Here is a 20,609-nt window from a genome sequence, read left to right as displayed (position 1 = left end):
TAAGAGTATGAGTGTAATTGGCATTGGAGCCGAATATAATCCTTTTCATAGTGGCCATGAGTTTTTAATGAATCAAGCCCGCTTAGCAGCTAAAAATGATCCAATAATTGTTGTAATGTCAGGTAATTATGTTCAACGTGGACAAATGGCGATTATGGATAAGTGGCAAAGAGCAAAGGCAGCTTTAGCTTCTGGAGCCGATTTGGTATTCGAACTACCATTTTCTTTTGCTGTGCAGCCAGCTGATATTTTTGCTAATGGTAGTATTAAAATGTTGAGTGATTTGGGAGTGTCAGAATTATTTTTTGGAGTAGAGGATGCGAATTTAAATTTCTCTTATTTGGGTCAAAAAATAAATCAAATTCCCAAGAATCGGATGGACTTTCGAGACTACACTCAAACTTATGCTACTCAATATAATGAAATGGTTGCTAGAGAAGTGGGGCATGAAGTAAATCAACCTAACATGATGTTAGCTGTTGCTTATGCAGTTGCAAGTGAACAATTAAAGAATCCACTTCATTTACATCCTATAACAAGAGTAGGAAGTGGACACGATGATCCACTTTTACAAGATAAAATAGTTTCCTCAGCTACGGCTATTAGAAATTATTGTTTGCATCATCCCAATGACTTATCTGAATTAAAAAAATATCTTCCTAAAGGAGAATTAGTAAGTTTAGAAAGTCAAAAAGTTTATCCGAACTGGAATCTTTTATTTAGCTTTTTGAAGTATCGAATTGAAAGTGCAAGTTTAGAAGAATTGCAGTCAATTTATCAAATGAGTGAAGGACTAGAATACAAAATGAAGGAAGAAATTCATACTGCAGAAGATTTTACTTCATTTTTGCGGCAAATTAAGTCTAAGCGATATACTTATGCTCGTTTAAGAAGATTATGTCTTTACACGCTTTTAAATGTCACTGAGAACGAAATAAAGGATTCTTATCAAGATGTTTCAACCCTACTGTTAGGTTACAGTAGTCGAGGAAGAAATTATCTTAAGAAAATTAGAAAAGATGTTCAAGTGCCGATTATTTCAAAAGTTGATAAGAAAAATGCTGCAAGTGGAACTTTAGGTTTACAAGTAAAAGTGGATCGGCTTTTTGAACAAATTATAGGTGAAGATCAAAATTTTGGTCGTAAACCAATCGAGGTAAAATAATGTTAAAGTTTTCATATTCGCAAATTAAAAATAGTCGTAATCCATTAACTCATGTTGATGAGAACGTTGAGTTAAGTAAAGAGTTTTTTGATAGAAGTAAAGAATTACTGGAAGATGCAAAGAATGTTCATGTTACCGGTGACCTCTTCTATGATGAACCTTTTGTTACTGGTAACTTTACTGTCGAAGCAGATGTTGTGGCACCTTCAACTCGTAGCTTAAAACCAGTAAAAATGCATCAAAAATTCAACTTTACTGAGAACTATAGTGAAGTTGAACCAACTCAAGAACAGCTTGATGAAGAAGATACAATTGTAACTGTTAAAGACGATACAATTGATCTTCAAAAGGCTGTAGAAGATAACTTGCTTTTAAGCTTACCATCAGTGATCTTGACTCCTGAAGAAGAAGCTAAAGGAGACTTTCCTGAAGGAGAGGGCTGGAAGGTTGTTTCTCAAGAAGCTTATCAAGAACAGCAATCTAATAAAGAAAATCCTGCTTTTGCTAAGCTTAAGGATTTATTTAAAGATGAAAAAAACAAGTAATAAACCCTTGCATTAATGTATCTTTAAATTTAATATTAATTTATTAATAAAATTTTTAACCAGATTAAATAGTAGTGGAGAAAATAATGAGTAAAATTCTGATTATTGAAGATGAAAAAAATCTTGCCCGTTTTGTAGAACTAGAATTAAGACATGAAAAATATGAAACTCAAGTTGAAGGAAACGGTCGGAAAGGATTGGATTTAGCTTTAAATGAAGATTTTGACGCAATTTTATTAGATTTAATGTTGCCAGATCTTAATGGATTAGAAATTGCTCGTCGTGTTCGCCAAGAAAAAACAACTCCAATTATTATGATGACTGCAAGAGATTCAGTAATTGACCGTGTCTCAGGTTTAGACCACGGTGCTGATGATTATATTGTTAAACCTTTTGCAATCGAAGAATTATTAGCTCGTTTACGTGCTGTTTTAAGAAGAGTACAAATTGAAAAGAGAGCTATGGGCGATACGATGGGAGTTCAAAAGGTAGTTCACTTCAATGATTTAACTATTGAAACAGCTAATCGAATTGTTCACCGCGGAGATAGTACAGTTGATCTAACTAAACGTGAATACAACTTGTTAATGACATTAATTGAAAATAAGAATAATGTTGTTACAAGAGAGCAGCTTTTAAACAAAATTTGGGGACCTGAATCTAAGATTGAAACGAATGTTGTTGAAGTCTATGTGCGTTATTTACGTAATAAGATTGATGTACCGGGCCGTCCATCATACATCAAGACTGTTCGTGGTACCGGTTATATGGTAAGAACTGATGAAAATGATGAAGCACGTGAAGAAACAAAATAAATCTAAGAAAGAGACCCTAAAGTCCTCACTAACTTTTAAGTGGGTAAGTTTAGTTGCAGCGACAATTACGGTCTCTTTTGTTATATTTTCAATTGCAATTTATTCTTTAGTTAAGCAACAAATTATCTCACAGGAAAGAAATTTGACAGAGAGTGTAGCAACTACATTTCAAAGAAGACTCGTTGAAATTCCAACAAGTTTACAAATTTCAAATGTTGTACCTCAGCTTTCTCCTAATACGAATCGTATTTTAGAAGGACAAACACCAATTACTTCTAATAATGGCGGTAATGTTTTTAATGATGATGTATTAGCTACTTTATCGAATCGTGATACTAGTATTACGATTTATAATCCTGCTGGAGATGTTGTTTTTAGTAATGGGAATGTTCCCGATGAAGGGATGCCACAATTTAGTAAAACTGAAAGTCATGTATTAAAAGTTGTAACGACGCAAGGGAAAATCCATATGAAGGTATATCAGAAGATTTTTTCTGAGAGGACACATCGGTTAACTGGGTATTTGATTGTGGATAATTCCATGGATCAACAAAATCAAGTATTGAAATCTATTCGACACTGGATGATTAGTCTATCAGTTATTGCTATTGTAGTTTTTATTGGGTTGTCTTACTTGATAGTTAATAGCGTTGTACAACCAATTAAGAAAATGTCTCAAATTTCTCACGATATTAATAAAGACCCCACTGATAAAAGGCGAGTACCCGATCTTCATAGAAATGATGAATTAGGAGAACTGGCTATATCTTTTAATAAGATGCTTGATAGAATGCAAGCCTATATGCAGCAGCAAAAACAATTTGTAGGAGATGTATCTCATGAATTGAGGACTCCCGTAGCTGTAATTGAAGGACACTTAAATTTATTAGAGCGGTGGGGAAAAGATGATCCTCAAGTACTGGAAGAATCAATTCAGGCTTCTCTTCAAGAAAGCAAGAGAATGAAACATTTGATTCAAGAAATGCTAGATCTAACTAGGGCTGAGCAGGTTGATTTGCAGTATCCTGATAAAACGACTGATGTCAATGAAGTATTAAATCGAACTGTTAATGACATGAGAATGATTCATCAAGACTTTACTATTACTTATGATGATGCAGACTTAAAACCTGATACAATAGTTAAGATTTATCGTAATCATCTTGAGCAAATTTTAATCATTTTGATTGATAATGCTATTAAATATTCTACTGATCGAAAAGAAATTTTAGTGGCTGCTGCTACTGAAGAAGATAAAGTTAAGATTTTAGTTCAAGATTTTGGTGAAGGAATTGCTCCTGATGAGCAGGACAAGATTTTCAATCGTTTTTATCGTGTAGATAAGGCTAGAACCCGTGAAAAGGGTGGAAATGGTCTAGGCTTAGCTATTGCTCAGAAACTAGTTGAAAGTTATCATGGAAAGATCAGTGTTAGTTCAACACTTGGCTCAGGCAGTAAGTTCATGATTGAATTTCCATTATTAAAATCTGAGTCAGATAAATAAAAAATAGGGAATCCGTTAAGGATTCCCTATTTTTATTTATTAATCTTTGTCAGAATCATTTGGACGCTTTTGTTTACCGGCATTACGTGCACGTAAATCTTGATGAAGATCTTTATTTGCCTCAGGAGTGGAGTTTGATGAAGAAGTAGTGTTAAGAATGTTATCGATTGTTTCTTGAGTAACAACTACTTTAAGTGGACGTTCGTTTAATTCAGCTGCAACATCTCTTTTTACTTTTGGCATAATAACAAAAGTAGTAATTAATTGTTGCAAGATAGCAATAAGTCCACCGACTAAGAAGTAAAGTGCTAAAGCGCCTGGAGCAGAAATACTAATAAAGAAAGTCATAGCTGGACTTAGAATTAAAGTCATTTGCATTGCTTTCTTTTGTTCTTCAGGTATTCCAACCATTGAAAGATAACCCTGAACTACATACAGCAACGTAGCAATAATTGTTAAGATAATGGATCGTTGTCCAAGAGAAATGCCAAAGAAACTTGAAGCTGCTAATTCTTTAGAGTAAGCTACAGCTTGATAAATTCCCATCATGATTGGAAGCTGAATAAGTAATGGTAAGCAGCCCATTCCGCCCATCATTGACATATTATTTTCTTTATAAACACGCATTTGAAGTTGGCTAATTTGCATTTGCTGTGGTTGTGTTAGCCCAGGCTTCTTAAGTGCTTCTTGGATCAATCTCATTTGAGGTTGAAGCTTTTGCGTTTTTTCTTGTTGGGTAGTCATTTTACGCTGAGAAGCTAGTCGAAGTGGCATAACAATGAGCTGAACAACAAAGGTAATAATAATAATTGCCCAGCCAGCTCCATTTGAGCCACCAATTTGATGTTCGACTGCTAACATGATATTTTGAATTGGTTTGCCAAATAGACTAAAGATCCAAGCATATGGCCCACTAGTGGGTGCTTGATAGATGCTATGACCATTGTTAGCACATCCTGTTAAGGTAAGTGCTAGCACAGTTATCATGGCAAAGAGACTAAAATATTTAGTTTTTGATTTCATTAACTATAACCTTTCCTACTTTATTGTTACTGCAATAAAGTTTACTAGTTATTTGTTAAAGTATCAATAAACCACACTAAAGCGAGTAAATTTTTCTGTATTGGGAATTATCTTTAAATCTACATGATCAACATGGGCAGCAACTGAAGGAGATGCTTTAATTTTTTTGATAAAATGCTCTAAAGGGAGTTCATCCCCTTGAGCTACAATTGATACAGACCCATCTGGATTATTTTTAACAGTACCGGTGATTCCTAATTCTTGGGCAATCATTTGAGTTGTCCATCTAAAGCCAACTCCTTGTACTAAGCCTGTAACTCTCATTGTAACTGTCTTCATAATTATCGCTCTTTTCTGTGTATTCTAACTTAAATTTTAACATGTTAATTTTGGGCGAGGTAATTTAAAATATTAGATTAGAAGGAAGTAGAAATTTATGATAGAAATTAACTCAGTAAATAATCCCACAATTAAAAGCCTTAGAAAGCTTGAACAAAAAAAGTATCGTAAAAAGACCCAAACTTATTTAATTGAAGGTTTTCATTTAGTTGAAGAAGCTTTAAAGAGTCATGAAAACTATCTTTATGTTTTAGGAACAGCAGAAGCTTTAAAAAAATTAGATACGACTTATAAATTAAAAGATAATAAAGTCATCCAGATTACCGATGCAATTGCTCAGCATTTAAGTAGTACTAAAAATAGTCAAGATATCTTTATGGTGCTACCAATTAATCAACCAAAATCATTTAGTTTTGAATATGGAAAATGGGTTGTTTTAGATAATTTAACTGATCCAGGAAATGTTGGAACAATTATTCGTACAGCCGATGCAGCTGGTTTTGATGGTGTAGTATTATCTGAAGAAAGTGTAGATTTATATAATCCAAAAGTTCAGCGTAGTATGCAGGGGAGCCAGTTCCATATTCAAATTATCCAAAATCCGATTTTAGAAGCTATTAGTAGTTTTAAGGAAAATGGTCTTCCAGTCTATGTAAGCATTCTTGATAAAACTGCTAAGTCCTTGAATAATTGTGCCCCAGTTCCTCAATTAGCGCTCGTAATTGGAAACGAGGCTCATGGGGCAAGTAAAGAGGTAATTGAAACAGCGGATAAAAAGATCTATATCCCGATAAAGGGAAAGGCAGAATCATTAAATGCGGCAGTAGCAGCGGGTATTATGATTTATCATTTTTCATAAGCTTGCAGCTTGTTTTTAGTAAGTGTTATCACTATAATCTTAATATAGATGATTTAAAATTATTTTGATTTTTTAGGAGGAATACATATGTCCCAAGAAATTGAAAGCAAAACTAAAATGACTGACTGTCCGGATCCAGAAGATTATTCACTGTGTTCGCATTTTATTGATGCTTTTGGAATTATTGGTAAAAAATGGAACGGCTTAATTATTAGCTCTTTGTGTGATACTAATGCAATGCGTTTTAAGGATTTAGCACGTTGCATTAGTAAATGCTCTGATCGTGTTTTAGTTGAACGACTAAAAGAACTAGAAAAAGACGGAATTGTTAACCGTACTGTAGACAAAAAGAGTGGAATTATCAGCTATACCCTGACTCAAAAGGGTGCCGATTTACAACCCGTTTTTGAGCAAGTCCATAATTGGGCTGATAAATGGGCTTAAAGGTAATTGCAAAGTTAGGTAAAAAGTTTTAAGATACTATTATAATTAAATGCGATGATTAAGATTAGTAGTGTGGATAGCTTTTTAGAGAGAGTTTTACTGGTGGAAGAAACTTAAGTTAGAAGCATGAATTTCATCTTAGGAGCAGAATCTAATCAATTCCGGTATTTCACCGTTATTCGAAAAGAGTGTGAACACGCACTTTATTTGTGCTAGTTCAAACTAGGGTGGTACCGCGAAGCTTCGTCCCTTTTGGGACGGGGCTTTTTTTGTTGGAAAGGAAAATGAGATGGACTTATTCGATAGAATAAATAAGTTAAAAGAAGAAGGATTGAATGAAATCAAGCAAGCTGAAAACCAGAAAATGCTTGATAAGATTAGAGTAGAGTTAATGGGGCGCAAGGGTGAATTAACTGAAATTCTTCACTCAATGAAAGATATTGCCCCAGAAAATAGACCTAAGGTGGGTCAAGAAGTAAATCAAGTTTGTGATCTCTTTCAAAAGCAGTTAGATGAAGCAAAAAATAACTTCTTACAAACTTTAATTGCCAAAAAATTAGAAGAAGAAAAAATTGATGTTACTTTGCCTGGTCGTGAAGGACATTTAGGTTCAAAGCATCCTATTAATATTATTTTAGATGATTTAGAAAGCTACTTTATTGGAATGGGTTATGAAGTAGTTCAAGGTCCAGAAATTGAAACTGATCACTATGTCTTTGAAATGATGAACTTGCCAAAGGATCACCCTGCTCGTGATATGCAAGCAACTTTCTATATTGATGAGGAAAACTTACTTAGAACGCAAACGTCAGGAGATCAAGCTAGAGTTTTAGAAAAGCATGATTTTTCTAAAGGTCCATTAAAGATGGTTGGTCCAGGTAAGGTATATCGTAGAGATGATGATGATGCAACTCACTCCCACCAATTCCAGCAAATGGAAGGCTTAGTAATCGATAAAAATGTTACTATGTCAGACCTTAAGGGAACTCTAGAAATGATTGCCAAGCACGTTTTTGGTCAAGATCGCAAGACTCGTCTTCGTCCATCTTACTTCCCATTTACTGAACCATCAGTTGAAATGGATGTTTCTTGTTTTAATTGTGATGGTAAGGGGTGTCCAATTTGTAAGTATACTGGCTGGATCGAAGTACTTGGTGCTGGTATGGTTCACCCAAATGTTTTAGAAAATGCTGGTGTAGATTCAACAGTCTATGGTGGTTTTGCCTTTGGTTTAGGGTTAGATCGTTTTGCAATTTTGAAATACGGCATTTCTGATATTCGTGATTTCTATACTAATGATGTACGTTTCTTAGCACAATTCCGTAAGGAGGAAGATTAATGCTTGTTTCATATAATTGGTTAAAAGATTTTCTTGATTTAGATGAAGATCCTAAAGATTTAGGAGAAAAGATTACTAGAACTGGTGTTGAGATCGCATCTGTAGATCACCCAGCAGAAGGATTAAAAAAAATAGTAGTTGGACACATTTTAGAGTGTGAGGATATTGAAGGAACTCACTTACACAAATGCCAAGTTGATGTTGGTGAAGAAGAACCAATTCAGATTGTTTGTGGTGCTCCTAATGTTGCAGCTGGTGAAGATGTTATTGTTGCTTTACACGGGGCAAGAATTGCCGGAAATGAAAAAATTAAGCGTGGTAAAATTCGCGGAATTAAATCAAACGGCATGATTTGCGGACTTCAAGAAATTGGTTTTGAAGATAAGGTAGTTCCTGCAAAATATGCAGATGGAATTTTTGTTTTCCCTAAAGATGCAGATGTAAAACCAGGTGAAGAAGTATACAAAGCACTTGGCATGGATGACTATATTTTAGATTTTGATATTACTCCAAACCGTGCTGATACTTTATCAATGGAAGGTGCCGCTTATGAAGTTGGTGCAATTGTTGATGAAAAACCTAAAGTTGAACCAGTAGTGCTTAAGGAAGATGGACCTGACTGGACTAATGAATTAGATGTACAAGTTGATGAAAAACTAGCACCTAAGTTTTACTTAAGAAAAATTTCTAATGTAAAAATTGGTGAAAGTCCATTGTGGATGCAAAGACGCCTTTGGAATGCAGGAATTCGTCCGATTAATAATGTGGTCGATGTTACTAATTATGTAATGCTTTTAACTGGTCAACCAATGCATGCTTATGATGCTCGTACTTTTAAGGACGGTAAACTAGAAGTTAGAAAAGCAAATAAAAATGAAAAGCTTACATTATTGAACGATAAAGAAGTGGAATTAGATCCAAACGATATCATCATTACTGACGGTCAAAAGCCTGTTATGATGGCCGGTGTCATGGGTGGTAAGAACTCAGAAGTTGAAGACGATACTACTGATGTAATCTTAGAATCTGCCGTTTTTGATGGAACTAGTGTAAGAAAATCTGCATTGCGTCACGCTAACAGAACTGAAGCATCAAGTCGATTTGAAAAAGGTGTTAACTGGGATAATACTCAAAAAGCCTTGGATATGGCTGCATTGTTATTGCGTAATGATGCGGATGGTACAGTTAATGAAGGTGAAATAAAAGCAACTGATGCTCAAAGAAATCCTTCAGTAGTTAAAACCACTGTATCTTATATTAATAAGGTATTGGGAACTGAGTTAAGCAGAGCTGAAATGGAAAAGATCTTTGATCAGTTAGGTTTTACTGTTGCAGGCTCTGAAGATGAGTTAGTAGTTACCATTCCTAATAGAAGATGGGATATTTCTATTCCAGCAGATTTAGTAGAAGAAGTTGGCCGAATTTATGGTTATGATAACTTGAAATCTACTCAACCACTTTTAGCTGAAACTCATGGTGGTTACTCAGCAAAAGAAACTGCTATGCGTAGAATTAAGGATATCGTTCAAGGTCAAGGATTGATGGAAGCAATTTCTTACTCGTTGACTTCTCCAGAAAAAGCAATTTCATTTACTAAAGATCCTAAACCAGTAGTTGAAGTTCAATGGCCATTAAACTCAAGTCGTTCAACTATGAGAGAAAACCTAATAACAGGATTGGTTGATGCTGCAAGCTATAATATGGCCCGTAAGCAAAAAGAATTAGCTTTATTTGAACAAGGCAGAGTTTATGATCATGAAAATAATACATTTAATGAACATGAACATTTAGCTGCTCTTTATTCAGGACATACTTTAGCAGCCAATTGGCAACATTTAGACCAAAAGATTGACTTCTATTTTGTAAAGGGGCAATTAACTAACTTATTTAGAGCAATTGGCATCAAAGATGAAGATGTAGAGTATCGTGCTGAACTGGTTCAAGGAATGCATCCAACTAGAACTGCCGGCATTTATATTAATGATCAATATATTGGTCTAATTGGAATGTTAGCACATGCTGTTACTACACTTGACAAAGCATTACGTGGCAGTGAGATATATGTTTATGAAATTGATTTAGATACAATTGTTTCTATGCTTCATAAAGGGATGAAAGCTAAGGCTGCTCCAAAATTCCCAGCTATTGAGCGAGATTTATCTCTATTAGTACCTAATGATGTAACTAATGCACAAATTGAAGCTCAAATTAAGTTAAATGGGGGCAAATATCTTTATGATATTCGAGTAATCGATGTTTATGCCGGAAGTCAAATTGAATCAGGTCATAAATCAATCTCTTACTCATTAACTTTCTTAAATGAAAAAGACACATTAACTGATGAAGTTGTAGCTACAGCAATGGAAAAAATTGAAGCAGATCTGAAAGAAAGTCTAAAGATTAAAGTTCGTTAATTCTTTTCTGGGGAGCTTTGCTATAATTGTCTTAGATTTTTGTGATTTTCGGAGGAAAAGCATTTGCTAAATCAAGACAAAAAGAAAAATCATGAGTTAGAGGAACAGGCATCTAAAAAGGTTACTCGTTGGATCCTTAGTGGACTAGGAGCGATTTTAGTTTTAGTTGTCTTGATTGGAGGCTGTTACGTAGGATACGCACTTCAACCAGTCAATCGACATGATGAAGATGTTGTTAGTGTTCATATTCCTGCGGGAGCAACTAATAGTCAAATTGCTCAAATTTTACAAGAGAAAAAGATTATTAGAAATGCGGCCGTTTTCAACTTTTGGTTAAAGAGTCATAGTGCGACAAATTTTCAAGCAGGGAATTTTTATTTATCACCTTCAATGCATAACAAAGAGATTGTGAGCCAATTGCAAGGTGGAGGTGGTCGTCCAGTTGTTGGTCATGTTCTAATAAAAGAAGGACAAACAATTGATAGTATTGCTACTACAGTTAGCAAGAATACCAAGTATAGTCGACAAGATTTCTTAAAGCTAATGAAAGATAAGAGCTTTATGAAGAGTTTGGAGAAGCAATATCCTAAACTTTTAACTAGTTCTATGAACAGTAAGGGTGTTCGCTATCATTTAGAAGGATATCTCTTCCCAGCAAAATATGATGTTTATCAAGGAGCTTCTTTAAAAGAATTAGTTAATCAAATGGTTGATAAGACTGATCAAGTTTTGCAACCATACTACAGTTCAATTAAGAAGAAGCACTTAACAGTACAGGAAGTTTTAACTTTAGCTTCATTAGTAGAACGTGAAGGTGTTAAAACTAAAGATAGGCGTATGATTGCTGGAGTATTCTTTAACAGACTTAAAGCTAATATGCCACTTCAGTCAGATATTTCAGTAATGTATGCATTGAATAAGCATAAACATTCTTTATCACTAAAGGATATTAAAGTAAAATCACCATATAACTTATATGTTCATAAAGGATATGGACCTGGACCATTTAACAATCCAAGTCTAGATTCAATTAGTGCTGTATTGAACCCAATTAAGTCTAACTATCTCTACTTTGTTGCAAACCTTAAGACTGGTAAGGTTTACTACAACGAAAACTATGACGAACATTTGAAACGAAATAGTAGTTTAGGCCAGTAAAAATGGTTGACTTTTTTAGGTAGAAAACATAAGCTGTTTGGTGCAAAGAAAAATAAGTATAGGTAAGGAGAATTTTTAGTATGGCAGAAAAAGTTTATCCAATGACTGCTGAAGGTAAAGAAAAACTTCAGAAGGAATTAAAAAACTTAAAATTAGTAAAACGTCCAGAAGTTATTGAACGAATTAAGGTTGCTAGATCATTCGGTGACTTATCAGAAAACTCAGAGTATGATGCAGCAAAAGATGAACAAAGTGCTGTAGAACAACGTATTGTTCAAATTGAACAAATGCTTAAGTATGCACAAGTTGTTGATGCAGATAGTGTTGATCCTAATGAAGTTTCTATTGGTAAAACTGTTACTTACACTGAAGTAGGTACTGATGATCCAGAAACCTATACTATTGTTGGATCTGATGAATCTGATCCGCTTAATGGAAAAATTTCTAATGATTCACCAATTGCTCAAGCTTTACTTGGTAAAAAGAAGGGTGAAAAAGTAACTATTAACACCCCAGGTGGAACTTTTGATGTTACTATCAATGACGTTAAGACATTGAACTAATTTAAATAATTTATCCAAAAAAGGGATTAACTTACGTAAAAGCTAGTAAGTTAATCCCTTTTTGGTTTGAAAATAAATAAAAGTGTGAGTGAAATAATTGAAATTATAAGACCAATTAAGAAAGCAACTGGTACATAGATTAAAGTAAGTTGATGGGGACCTTGTTTTAGAGGGGCACTTAAAAATGTTTGGGCAAATTTGTGGGTTTGCAGAAGTTTACCATTGTCAAAAATCAGCCAATTTTTTGAATAAGGAATGGTAGAATTTAAAGTTTCATTTTTTTGTGCAGTGTAATTAATTTTTAAAGAAATAGGACTTGTTTGATGAGTTACTGGCTGTTTTTGATTGAATTTACGAATAATTTTGTTAAATTCATCTTCTCTAAATTGAAGAACTCTAATACCATTTAAATTGATATTTTCAGTGTTTAGATTGAAAACAATTTTAATAGGAGTATTTGTTGAATAATATCCAATATTTAGTAATTTACTTGAAATACCTAAATCATCATTGTTAAGTTGGTGATTATTAACAATAATAGAAGTGACATTAGTAGTTAAGTTTGAGGGAAGCTCGAGGTAATAAGCTCCCTTTTCAAATGAGGAAATATTAAAGGTTATGTTAGCAGTTTTATTTTTATCAATCTTTTTATATTCATTGATATTCTTACTATCCTTAGTGTTTTTTAGTTTACTTGGATTTGTTAGATATAAACTATTGAAAAGATTAAGTTTTTGACCGAGGATGTTGCTAAAGAGATTATTTTGATTTGTAGCAGGCATATTATTATAAAAGGTAATTTTCTGATGGGTATTTGAAATAAAAATAAGTGGTAAAGCAGATGAATTTTTTCTAATTTGTAATTGTTTAAAACTTTTAACGACTGTATTTGTAACTAAATCTGGTCGATAAAAAGCACTCGTAAATACAACTTGTTCTTTTTTAGGTAAATTACGCCTATTCTTAATGGGAACAATATTATATTTGATGCCTAAAAGACTATCGGATAAGGGCGTAGCGAAATTATTGGTAAAAGAATTATCATTGTTTTCTAGCCCAAGATAATCTACTAAATTAATAGCTGCACGATCAGAAATAGAATTAAAGTTGCTAACCCCATAATAATTATTACTGAATGGGTCGTCATCGGAACGAGTAAATGTCTTTTCTGTGCGATATAAGCCAGAGTCATATTTATGTAAATAGGTTGTAGTTTGAGAAACATTACTAGTGAAATTAGCATAATCAAAATTTTTTTGATAAGAGATATTATCTAAACTTGCTAGCAGATTAATACTTACTTCTAGTCCTACTATTCCGAAAAAGATTACTGGGATCCACTTATAGTGAAAAAATAAAATTATGAGTAAACTACATAAAAGAAAAAGAATGGTAAGAATAATATTAGTTTGGCTCAAAAATTCTTTTTGATGGATACTTAATAAAAGAAAGATACTTAAGCTAATTACTAAAAGCAGACTAGCTATTTTGCTCGTAAGATTAAATTTGTGTGTATGTGCGAGAACTTGAACACCCAGATAGATTGCATAGAAAGAAAAGATAAAGCTAAAGCGTGCTGGATACCAAACAGGATATTGGCCTAAATGCCATAACAGAACTAGTGGGTTAAAGCTAAAAGATAGGAATAGAAATAATAGTAAAATAGCTGATGTAAATTTTTCTTTTAGGGAAAAATGTTGATTGATAAAGTAAAGGAGGCACAATAGAGTAAAAATACTAGTTAGAAAAATGTTAGGTAGTCCTTTTTCCATCTCAGTAAAATTAAATGCGCCAATTACTAATTTATCAAGAGCTTGATATGGTGCAAACTGAAAACCTAGCGAAAGGGTAGTGTCGGAGTTAATTTTTCCATTTAATATTTCAAAAAAGGCTGGTAATAATACAAAGGCGCCTAGGGTAGTGCCTAAGAGACTCTTAGTGAAATAGTGGAAAATAATTTTGCTTGAGAAAGAATGATTAATTAGAGCAGTAATAAAATAAAGTAAGCCAAAAAATAGCACCATGAAACCAGTATAAAAATTAGTTAACCATAGTAAGAAAGTGATCGTGGTAAGATAAAAATAGTGCTTCTTTTGTTCAAATAATTTATCAATTGCGTCTAGTAAAAGAGGTAATAAAATTAGACTGTCGAGCCACATGAGATTTAAATTATAGCTAACAACAAAACCGCTCAGTGCAAAAGCAAGACTAGCGGCTAAAGCGAAAATTTTATTATCACCCTTGAAAAATTTCTGAAAATAAAAGAAGCTACTTAAACCAATAGCGCCGACTTTTAGACTAATAATTAAAAGAATAGCTATTGGTAAAGATGAATTTGAAAAAAGTAATAGTAGAAAATTAAAGGGACTATTTAAATAATAGGCACTAGTTCCAATAAACGAACTCCCTAGACCATTACTGAATGTAAAAATAAAGTTTAAAGGATTAGAGAGTAGATTATTTTTATAAAAAGAAAGAAAGTCAATATATTGTTGACCTAGATCAACGGTTAAAATTTCCTGGCCTCGATATAGAAAATAGCTTGCAAAGATACAAGTAGGCAGTAAAAAAGAAAGCCAATATAGATATTTATTTTTAAAATATGTTTTAATTTTGTTGATAATCATTGATAAATACCCTACTTCTTAAGAATATATAATTATTGCGATTTTCACTGGGAGAAAAATAGAATTTAGATGCATTTTTTGCTAAAATCAATTCTAGTTTAGTGAGGTTAGAATTTTGAATTATTTAAAACAGAGTAAAGGTTCGAATAGAAATTCCACTTCGACGCCCCTAAGAATGAAAATTATTTTGGGCGTCATTTTAGTTTTATTTTTATTATTAATTGGTCAATTGGCCTACTTACAGCTTTTCTACGGTGGACGTTTTCAAGCAGAAGTACAGCAAACCGACCAAAAGATTGTATCAAATAATGTACCACGTGGTGTGATGTATGATAGCAGCGGTAAAGTTTTGGTAGGTAATAAAGCTAATAACGCAATTACTTATACCAAAAATTCTAGCATTACGTCTAGTCAAATATATAAAATTTCTAATCGCTTAAGTCAATATATAACACTTGATGATGAAGAACCTACCCAAAGACAGCTTTATGATTATTATTTAGCTAACAGTAAAATATCAGAAAAGGAAACAGCTAAGCTGCCTCGATCTGAACGTTATGACAGTAATGGGGATGCTTTAAGTTCAAGTCAAATCTATAACAATGTCTTAAAACGTGTTGAAAAGCAAGATATCCATTTTACTAAACGTCAAAAAACGGCTGCTTTAATTTTTAATAAGATTTCTGGAGCATACACTTTATCTACTATCTATATTAAAAATAAAGGTCTAACTGATAGAGAAATGGCATTAGTTGGAGAGCACCTATCTGAATTGCCAGGTGTAGGTATTGGAACTGACTGGTCCAGAAGCTATCCAAATGGAAAATCCATTAAAAGTATCATTGGTTCCGTTTCTTCAGAAAAAGCTGGTTTACCAAGTGATAACTTGCAGTACTACTTAACACAAGGTTACTCACGAAATGACCGTGTAGGTACAAGTTACTTAGAAGAAAAGTATGAGCCGCTTCTGAAAGGAACTAAGTCTAAGTCACAGGTAGTTACTAAGTCCGGAGATGGTGTTGAACAAACTAAGACTGTCTATAAAGGACAAAGTGGTGCCAGTTTGATTTTGACAATGAATGCTAAATATCAACAACAAGTAGAAGATGCACTGAAGAAGCAATATGCGGCTGCTAAAGCTGCAGGTGCTACGCAGTATTCTAATGGTGCCTATGCAGTAGCGATGAATCCAAAGACTGGAGCACTTTTAGCGATTGCAGGTATTGATCATAATGCAAAGACTAATAAAGATACTGATGATGCGTTAGGTGTAATTAATAAATCCTTTGTTATGGGGTCTGCAGTCAAAGGGGCAACTGTTGCGGGTGGATTAATGAATGGTGTTATTACACCAACTAACAACGTAATGCCCGATACGCCAATTTACTTGCCAGGTTCTCCAATTAAGAAATCTGTTTACCCAGTTGGTACATTTGGTAGTCTTGATGCCCCAACAGCTCTTGAAGTATCAAGTAACATTTACATGATGCAATTAGCTTTAAGATGGGTAAATGCTAAATATACTCCACATAGTTTTATCTCAATGCCTTCAGATGCATTTACTAAATTGAGACGTAATTTTGCAATGTTTGGTTTGGGTCAAAAAACTGGTGTAGACCTTCCTGGAGAAGTTTCAGGTATTCAAGGTCGCTCATATAACTCAGCTGGTCAATTGCTTACAGGTTCTGTTCTTGACTTGTCTTACGGAAACTATGATGCTTATACGCCAATTCAATTAGTACAATATATTTCAACTATTGCTAATGGTGGATATCGTATGCGCCCATATTTAGTTCAATCAGTTGGTGAGACTAATTCGCAAGGTAATAAAGTATCAATTCTTCATAACACTAAGCCACAGGTTCAGATGCGTATTCCTTGGACTCAGGATCAACTTGATGTTATTCATCAAGGGATGTATCGTGTTGTTCATGGTACTAATTCATGGGGGACAGCCCATTCATTAAAGAACGTTAAGCCTTCGATTTCTGGTAAAACTGGTACTGCTCAGACTTTTTATTATGATGAAGATAACCCAGGTAATCCGAATGCGCCAGAAGTTATTAACGCTACTTTTGTTGGTTATGCCCCATCAAAAGATCCTGAAATCGCTGTAGCTGTGGTCTTCCCAGGACTGGACCCAGATAAAGAAGGTTCATATACTTTGCAAGTGGCAAAGGCAATGGTTGAAGACTACTTCAAACTTAATAAATAGAAAAGTACTGGTAAAAGTACGGAAAACATGGTATAGTTTAACAGTTAACTAAATAAGTAGGTGGTGGAAAACATGGCAGAACATATTATCCTTGAATGCACCGAATGTGGCGATAGAAGTTACTTATCTGAAAAGAATAAGCGTAAGCATCCGGAACGTTTAGCTTTAAAGAAGTATTGCCCAGTTGAAAGAAAGGTAACACTTCACCGCGAAACTAAGTAATCAAAGCAACAGGCAATTCCTGTTGTTTTTTTGTATCTAATAATATTTTATTTAATGAATTTAATTAATAAAAAAGATTTACGAAATTTACAAATAAGAAAACTGACTGAATTTGGAAAAACTCAGCAAAAACAATTAGAAGATGAAATCTTAAAAGAAAAGCTACTTAAAAGCCGATTATTACATCAAGTAGAGAATGTTGGTATTTCTATTTCAATGGCTCTAGAAGTCGATACAGCCCCAATTATTGCTACTTTATGGAAAATAAAAAAGAAAGTATATATTCCACGGTGTTTACCAAATAGAAAGATGGAATTTACACTTTATAATAAAAACACTTTTCTAGAAAAAACTAAGTTTGGAGTTTTAGAAAATCACGATCCAAAAGCTGAGGTAAAAAATGATTTAGATTTAATAATTGTACCCGGATTAGCTTATGGATTAGATAAAAATAGTCGGCTTGGTTTTGGTGGTGGATATTATGATCGCTTTTTAAAGAAATATCCTACTCAAACTCTTAGTCTAGTTAATTCCGTTCAGGCTTTTGATCAAACAAAATGGAAAATTGAGGATCATGATATTCCAATAGAAAATCTTATTTTAAGTAAATGAAGGGGATGATGGATAATGCAAAAGTTGAATACTAATCGATTTTCTAGCACTTTTGTTACAAATGCGATTTTAATTGTACTCTTTGTTGTTTTCATAATCGAAACAATAATGGGTGGCTCGACTAATATTAATACCCTAGTTCGACTTGGGGCAATGAATAATCAACTTGTTACTGTTGAACATCAATGGTGGCGTTTGTTTACAGCGCAATTTTTGCATATCGGCTGGTTACATATCGCATCTAATGCAGTAATGATTTATTACATGGGTCAATTTATGGAACCACTTTTAGGTCACTGGCGATTCTTAACAGTTTATTTATTGTCAGGGATTGGTGGAAATCTGTTAAGTTATGCATATGGGAGCGATTCGGTAGTTAGTGCCGGTGCTTCTACAGCTTTATTTGGACTTTTTGGTGTAGTAATTGCTCTTTATTTAGCCAATCGAGCAATTCCGGCAATTAATTATTTGGGAAGGCAGGCTTTAGCATTAGCTATCATTAATTTAGCGCTTGATTTATTTGCAAGTCATATTGATATCTTAGGTCATCTCGGTGGATTAATATCTGGTTTTCTTTTAGGAATAATTTTTGGTAGTGCCCATTTGAGACAATATCATCACAAGTTAAGAGTTATAGCAGCAGTAGTAATAATTATTTATGTTGTCTTCTGTTTACATCAGGGAATAGTGATTAATAATTAATAATGAAAAATTTACATGATGTTCAAAAGCTATTAAAAAAGTTTAATATTATCGTTTATGTTGGTAAACGTAAGTGGGACATAGAACTAATGGGAATTGAACTGGATAATTTATATCATGCAGGTGTAGTTTCTAAGAAAGAATACATGAATGCAAAATTGATTTTAAGTCACGAACATGAAATTGAAGAAGAAAAGGAAACTAGCGCAAAAGATAGTAATGGATTATCATAGTACTATAGAAATTCTTATATAGGGGTAAGTAATTAATGAATATTTTTGGGATTATCAACATTATCTTAATCATCATTATTTTGGCCTTTGCTTTGAGTTGGCTTTGGACATGGATCCAATCCAAAAGAGTCGGTGGTGCATTAACTAATGAAGAATTTGAAAAGGGAAAGCGAAAAGCACAAATTATTGATGTGCGTGAAAAAGGACCTTTTAAAAAAGAACATATTTTAGGAGCACGTAATATTCCTTATACAATGTTTAAATATCAATATCAAGAAATTCGTCCAGATTTACCAGTTTATCTTTATTCTGATTCAAATGCCTTGACAGTAAGAGCAGCACGCTTTTTACAAAAGAAGGGGTATGAAAAGGTATACTGGCTAAAAGACGGTTTTGAAAAATGGGATGGTCAAACTAAGGCCTCTAAATATTAAAAGAGAGATCAACACCTTTTTACAGGGATTAATCTCTCTTTTTTATTTAGCCTTGGTGAGCTGAGTAGCTCTTTCTGTTGGCTTTAATTCTATTTTGTTCGATTCTGTCAGCTTCTTTTTGCTCAGGTTCTACTACCTTTTTCTTGTAAGTAGCAAGTCCTGCTGCAAGTGCACCAACAGTTGCTAAAACACCAGTTACAACACCGGCACCAAATTTCTTTGCCATATAAATGCCTCCCTAGAAATTATTTATCACCTCAAATTTTAGCAATAATTCTTAATTCAATAAAGCCTTTTGCTATATTAACTCTGAAGAAAAAGAAGATTTTTGTTAGAATTGATACCAAGAAAATAAGAGGATTTTATATGCAAAAAATTATTGTACTAATTGGCCCAACCGGGATCGGAAAAACAGACCTAGCGTTAGATTTAGCTCCAAAAATTAATGCAGAAATTATTTCTGGTGATTCAATGCAAATCTATCAAGAGGTAAGTATCGGTACCGCTAAGCCAACAGATGAAGAACTAAAACGAGTAAAACACTATTTAATTAATCAACGTTCAATTTTTGAAGAATATTCTGTTAAAGATTTTGTTGCTGAAGGTACCAAAGCAGTAGATAAAATTGTTGCTGATGGAGCCATTCCATTAGTTGTGGGGGGAACCGGATTTTATATTAATGCCTTGGTCAACCAGCTTCAACTTGGTGAACCAGGGGAGTATCAAACAAGCGTTGATCCACAATGGGAAGAATATTTAAAAGAAAATGGAGAAAATAAGTTGTGGGATCTTCTTCAAGCGAAAGATCCAGCTGCAGCAGAAAAAATAGCGCCGCAAAATAGTCGTCGTAGTCTTAGAGCATTAACAGTAATTAGTAGAACCGGTAAATTGTTTAGTGAACAACAACAAAAGATTAATCCGCGATATGATGCTTTAATTCTTGGATTAAATAGTGATCGAGAAGAAGTCTATCAGAGAATAAATATGCGCGTAGATAAAATGATGGAGCATGGGTTACTACAAGAAGCAAAGTTCGTTTATGAAAATAGGTCTCGTGAACATCAAGTAATTCAAGCTATTGGATATAAAGAATTCTTTCCATATTTTTCTGGAGAAAAGACTTTAGATGAATGTGTGAACAAGCTGAAACAAGCTTCTCGAAAGTATGCTAAACGTCAATTGACATATTTCAAACACCAATTACCTGTTGTTTGGCTTGATCCTTTGCAAGATGAAAAAGTATCTGAAAAGGCTCTTAGAAAAATAAATGAATTTTTAAACAAATAAAAAATTATGGTTATAATAGTGTATTATTAGTATTCTTTATAACAATTAGTTTAAAATATAGCTAAAGAAATATTAATATTTATTGACGAGACCAATTTGGTCTGCTATT

General features: G+C 33.6%; 21 protein-coding genes and 1 other annotated feature. Of the genes, 17 read left to right on the top strand and 4 right to left on the bottom strand.

Annotation, left to right across the window (positions count from 1 at the left end; genetic code table 11):
* Positions 1 to 7 precede the first annotated feature (7 nt).
* From H0I41_RS07020 to H0I41_RS07005, 4 genes are all read left to right on the top strand, one after another.
* Positions 8 to 1,165 (top strand): nucleotidyltransferase, encoded by a 1,158-nt coding sequence (locus H0I41_RS07020; protein WP_135014312.1) that lies wholly within the window; start codon positions 8 to 10, stop codon positions 1,163 to 1,165.
* Positions 1,165 to 1,710, top strand: a complete 546-nt coding sequence (locus H0I41_RS07015) for a DUF177 domain-containing protein (protein ID WP_011162326.1) — start codon at positions 1,165 to 1,167, stop codon at positions 1,708 to 1,710. Before H0I41_RS07020 ends, H0I41_RS07015 begins: the two co-directional genes overlap by 1 nt.
* 86 nt (positions 1,711 to 1,796) lie before the next feature.
* A complete protein-coding gene (locus H0I41_RS07010; RefSeq protein WP_004897782.1) occupies positions 1,797 to 2,525 on the top strand; it encodes a response regulator transcription factor in 729 nt (242 codons plus the stop codon).
* Positions 2,491 to 4,029, top strand: coding sequence for a HAMP domain-containing sensor histidine kinase (locus H0I41_RS07005; RefSeq protein ID WP_044496708.1), 1,539 nt, complete (start codon positions 2,491 to 2,493; stop codon positions 4,027 to 4,029). The genes H0I41_RS07010 and H0I41_RS07005 overlap by 35 nt, the downstream gene beginning before the upstream one ends.
* A 39-nt stretch (positions 4,030 to 4,068) precedes the next feature.
* On the opposite strand, the gene yidC is transcribed toward H0I41_RS07005, so the two are convergent.
* Both yidC and H0I41_RS06995 read right to left on the bottom strand, forming a co-directional pair.
* Entirely contained in the window at positions 4,069 to 5,052 is a 984-nt protein-coding gene (gene yidC / locus H0I41_RS07000; RefSeq protein ID WP_086875079.1) for a membrane protein insertase YidC, read from the bottom strand.
* 63 nt (positions 5,053 to 5,115) lie between these two features.
* Positions 5,116 to 5,391, bottom strand: a complete 276-nt coding sequence (locus H0I41_RS06995) for an acylphosphatase (protein WP_011162323.1) — start codon at positions 5,389 to 5,391, stop codon at positions 5,116 to 5,118.
* Between the two features lie 97 nt (positions 5,392 to 5,488).
* On the opposite strand from H0I41_RS06995, the gene H0I41_RS06990 reads away from it, so the two are divergent.
* The 6 genes from H0I41_RS06990 (at position 5,489) to greA (ending at position 12,168) form a co-directional block, all read left to right on the top strand.
* A complete protein-coding gene (locus tag H0I41_RS06990) occupies positions 5,489 to 6,250 on the top strand; it encodes a TrmH family RNA methyltransferase (RefSeq protein ID WP_011162322.1) in 762 nt (253 codons plus the stop codon).
* A gap of 87 nt (positions 6,251 to 6,337) precedes the next feature.
* Positions 6,338 to 6,694, top strand: a complete 357-nt coding sequence (locus H0I41_RS06985) for a winged helix-turn-helix transcriptional regulator (protein ID WP_012846505.1) — start codon at positions 6,338 to 6,340, stop codon at positions 6,692 to 6,694.
* Between the two features lie 45 nt (positions 6,695 to 6,739).
* Positions 6,740 to 6,948, top strand: a binding site (T-box leader).
* 35 nt (positions 6,949 to 6,983) lie between these two features.
* Positions 6,984 to 8,033 (top strand): phenylalanine--tRNA ligase subunit alpha, encoded by a 1,050-nt coding sequence (gene pheS, locus H0I41_RS06980; RefSeq protein ID WP_135014313.1) that lies wholly within the window; start codon positions 6,984 to 6,986, stop codon positions 8,031 to 8,033.
* On the top strand, positions 8,033 to 10,447 hold the full coding sequence (gene pheT / locus H0I41_RS06975; RefSeq protein WP_011162319.1) for a phenylalanine--tRNA ligase subunit beta: 2,415 nt from the start codon (positions 8,033 to 8,035) through the stop codon (positions 10,445 to 10,447). The genes pheS and pheT overlap by 1 nt, the downstream gene beginning before the upstream one ends.
* A gap of 63 nt (positions 10,448 to 10,510) precedes the next feature.
* On the top strand, positions 10,511 to 11,605 hold the full coding sequence (gene mltG, locus H0I41_RS06970) for an endolytic transglycosylase MltG (protein WP_053107619.1): 1,095 nt from the start codon (positions 10,511 to 10,513) through the stop codon (positions 11,603 to 11,605).
* Positions 11,606 to 11,685: 80 nt separating this feature from the next.
* Positions 11,686 to 12,168: a transcription elongation factor GreA gene (gene greA / locus H0I41_RS06965; protein WP_003646934.1), complete on the top strand. Its 483-nt coding sequence runs from the start codon at positions 11,686 to 11,688 to the stop codon at positions 12,166 to 12,168.
* Positions 12,169 to 12,218: 50 nt separating this feature from the next.
* Here the strand turns inward: greA and H0I41_RS06960 are convergent, their stop codons facing one another.
* Positions 12,219 to 14,795 carry a YfhO family protein gene (locus H0I41_RS06960; protein ID WP_135014314.1) on the bottom strand — a complete coding sequence of 859 codons (2,577 nt, stop codon included), beginning with the start codon at positions 14,793 to 14,795 and terminating at the stop codon, positions 12,219 to 12,221.
* Positions 14,796 to 14,910: 115 nt separating this feature from the next.
* On the opposite strand from H0I41_RS06960, the gene H0I41_RS06955 reads away from it, so the two are divergent.
* The 6 genes from H0I41_RS06955 to H0I41_RS06930 all read left to right on the top strand — a co-directional run bounded on the left by H0I41_RS06955 (position 14,911) and on the right by H0I41_RS06930 (position 19,213).
* The gene (locus tag H0I41_RS06955; protein ID WP_014567697.1) at positions 14,911 to 17,010 is read left to right on the top strand and encodes a peptidoglycan D,D-transpeptidase FtsI family protein; all 2,100 of its coding nucleotides are present in this window, start codon (positions 14,911 to 14,913) and stop codon (positions 17,008 to 17,010) included.
* A gap of 72 nt (positions 17,011 to 17,082) precedes the next feature.
* A complete protein-coding gene (gene rpmG, locus H0I41_RS06950; RefSeq protein WP_003646937.1) occupies positions 17,083 to 17,232 on the top strand; it encodes a 50S ribosomal protein L33 in 150 nt (49 codons plus the stop codon).
* Between the two features lie 54 nt (positions 17,233 to 17,286).
* Positions 17,287 to 17,844 carry a 5-formyltetrahydrofolate cyclo-ligase gene (locus H0I41_RS06945; RefSeq protein WP_086875075.1) on the top strand — a complete coding sequence of 186 codons (558 nt, stop codon included), beginning with the start codon at positions 17,287 to 17,289 and terminating at the stop codon, positions 17,842 to 17,844.
* A gap of 15 nt (positions 17,845 to 17,859) precedes the next feature.
* Positions 17,860 to 18,546, top strand: coding sequence for a rhomboid family intramembrane serine protease (locus H0I41_RS06940; protein ID WP_004897771.1), 687 nt, complete (start codon positions 17,860 to 17,862; stop codon positions 18,544 to 18,546).
* A 2-nt stretch (positions 18,547 to 18,548) separates the two neighbouring features.
* Positions 18,549 to 18,779 carry a YqgQ family protein gene (locus tag H0I41_RS06935; protein ID WP_004893755.1) on the top strand — a complete coding sequence of 77 codons (231 nt, stop codon included), beginning with the start codon at positions 18,549 to 18,551 and terminating at the stop codon, positions 18,777 to 18,779.
* Between the two features lie 35 nt (positions 18,780 to 18,814).
* A complete protein-coding gene (locus tag H0I41_RS06930; protein ID WP_004897770.1) occupies positions 18,815 to 19,213 on the top strand; it encodes a rhodanese-like domain-containing protein in 399 nt (132 codons plus the stop codon).
* A gap of 46 nt (positions 19,214 to 19,259) precedes the next feature.
* On the opposite strand, the gene H0I41_RS06925 is transcribed toward H0I41_RS06930, so the two are convergent.
* On the bottom strand, positions 19,260 to 19,439 hold the full coding sequence (locus H0I41_RS06925) for a DUF3042 family protein (protein WP_004897769.1): 180 nt from the start codon (positions 19,437 to 19,439) through the stop codon (positions 19,260 to 19,262).
* A 140-nt stretch (positions 19,440 to 19,579) separates the two neighbouring features.
* Here H0I41_RS06925 and miaA point away from each other — a divergent pair, with 140 nt between their 5' ends.
* A complete protein-coding gene (miaA, locus tag H0I41_RS06920; protein ID WP_011162314.1) occupies positions 19,580 to 20,500 on the top strand; it encodes a tRNA (adenosine(37)-N6)-dimethylallyltransferase MiaA in 921 nt (306 codons plus the stop codon).
* Positions 20,501 to 20,609: the final 109 nt, after the last annotated feature.

This window comes from Lactobacillus johnsonii (assembly GCF_014058685.1).
In the GTDB taxonomy this organism is placed as follows: Bacteria; Bacillota; Bacilli; order Lactobacillales; family Lactobacillaceae; genus Lactobacillus.
The sequence above is the reverse complement of the archived record's forward strand: the minus strand, read 5'-3'. Positions and strand labels throughout refer to the sequence as shown.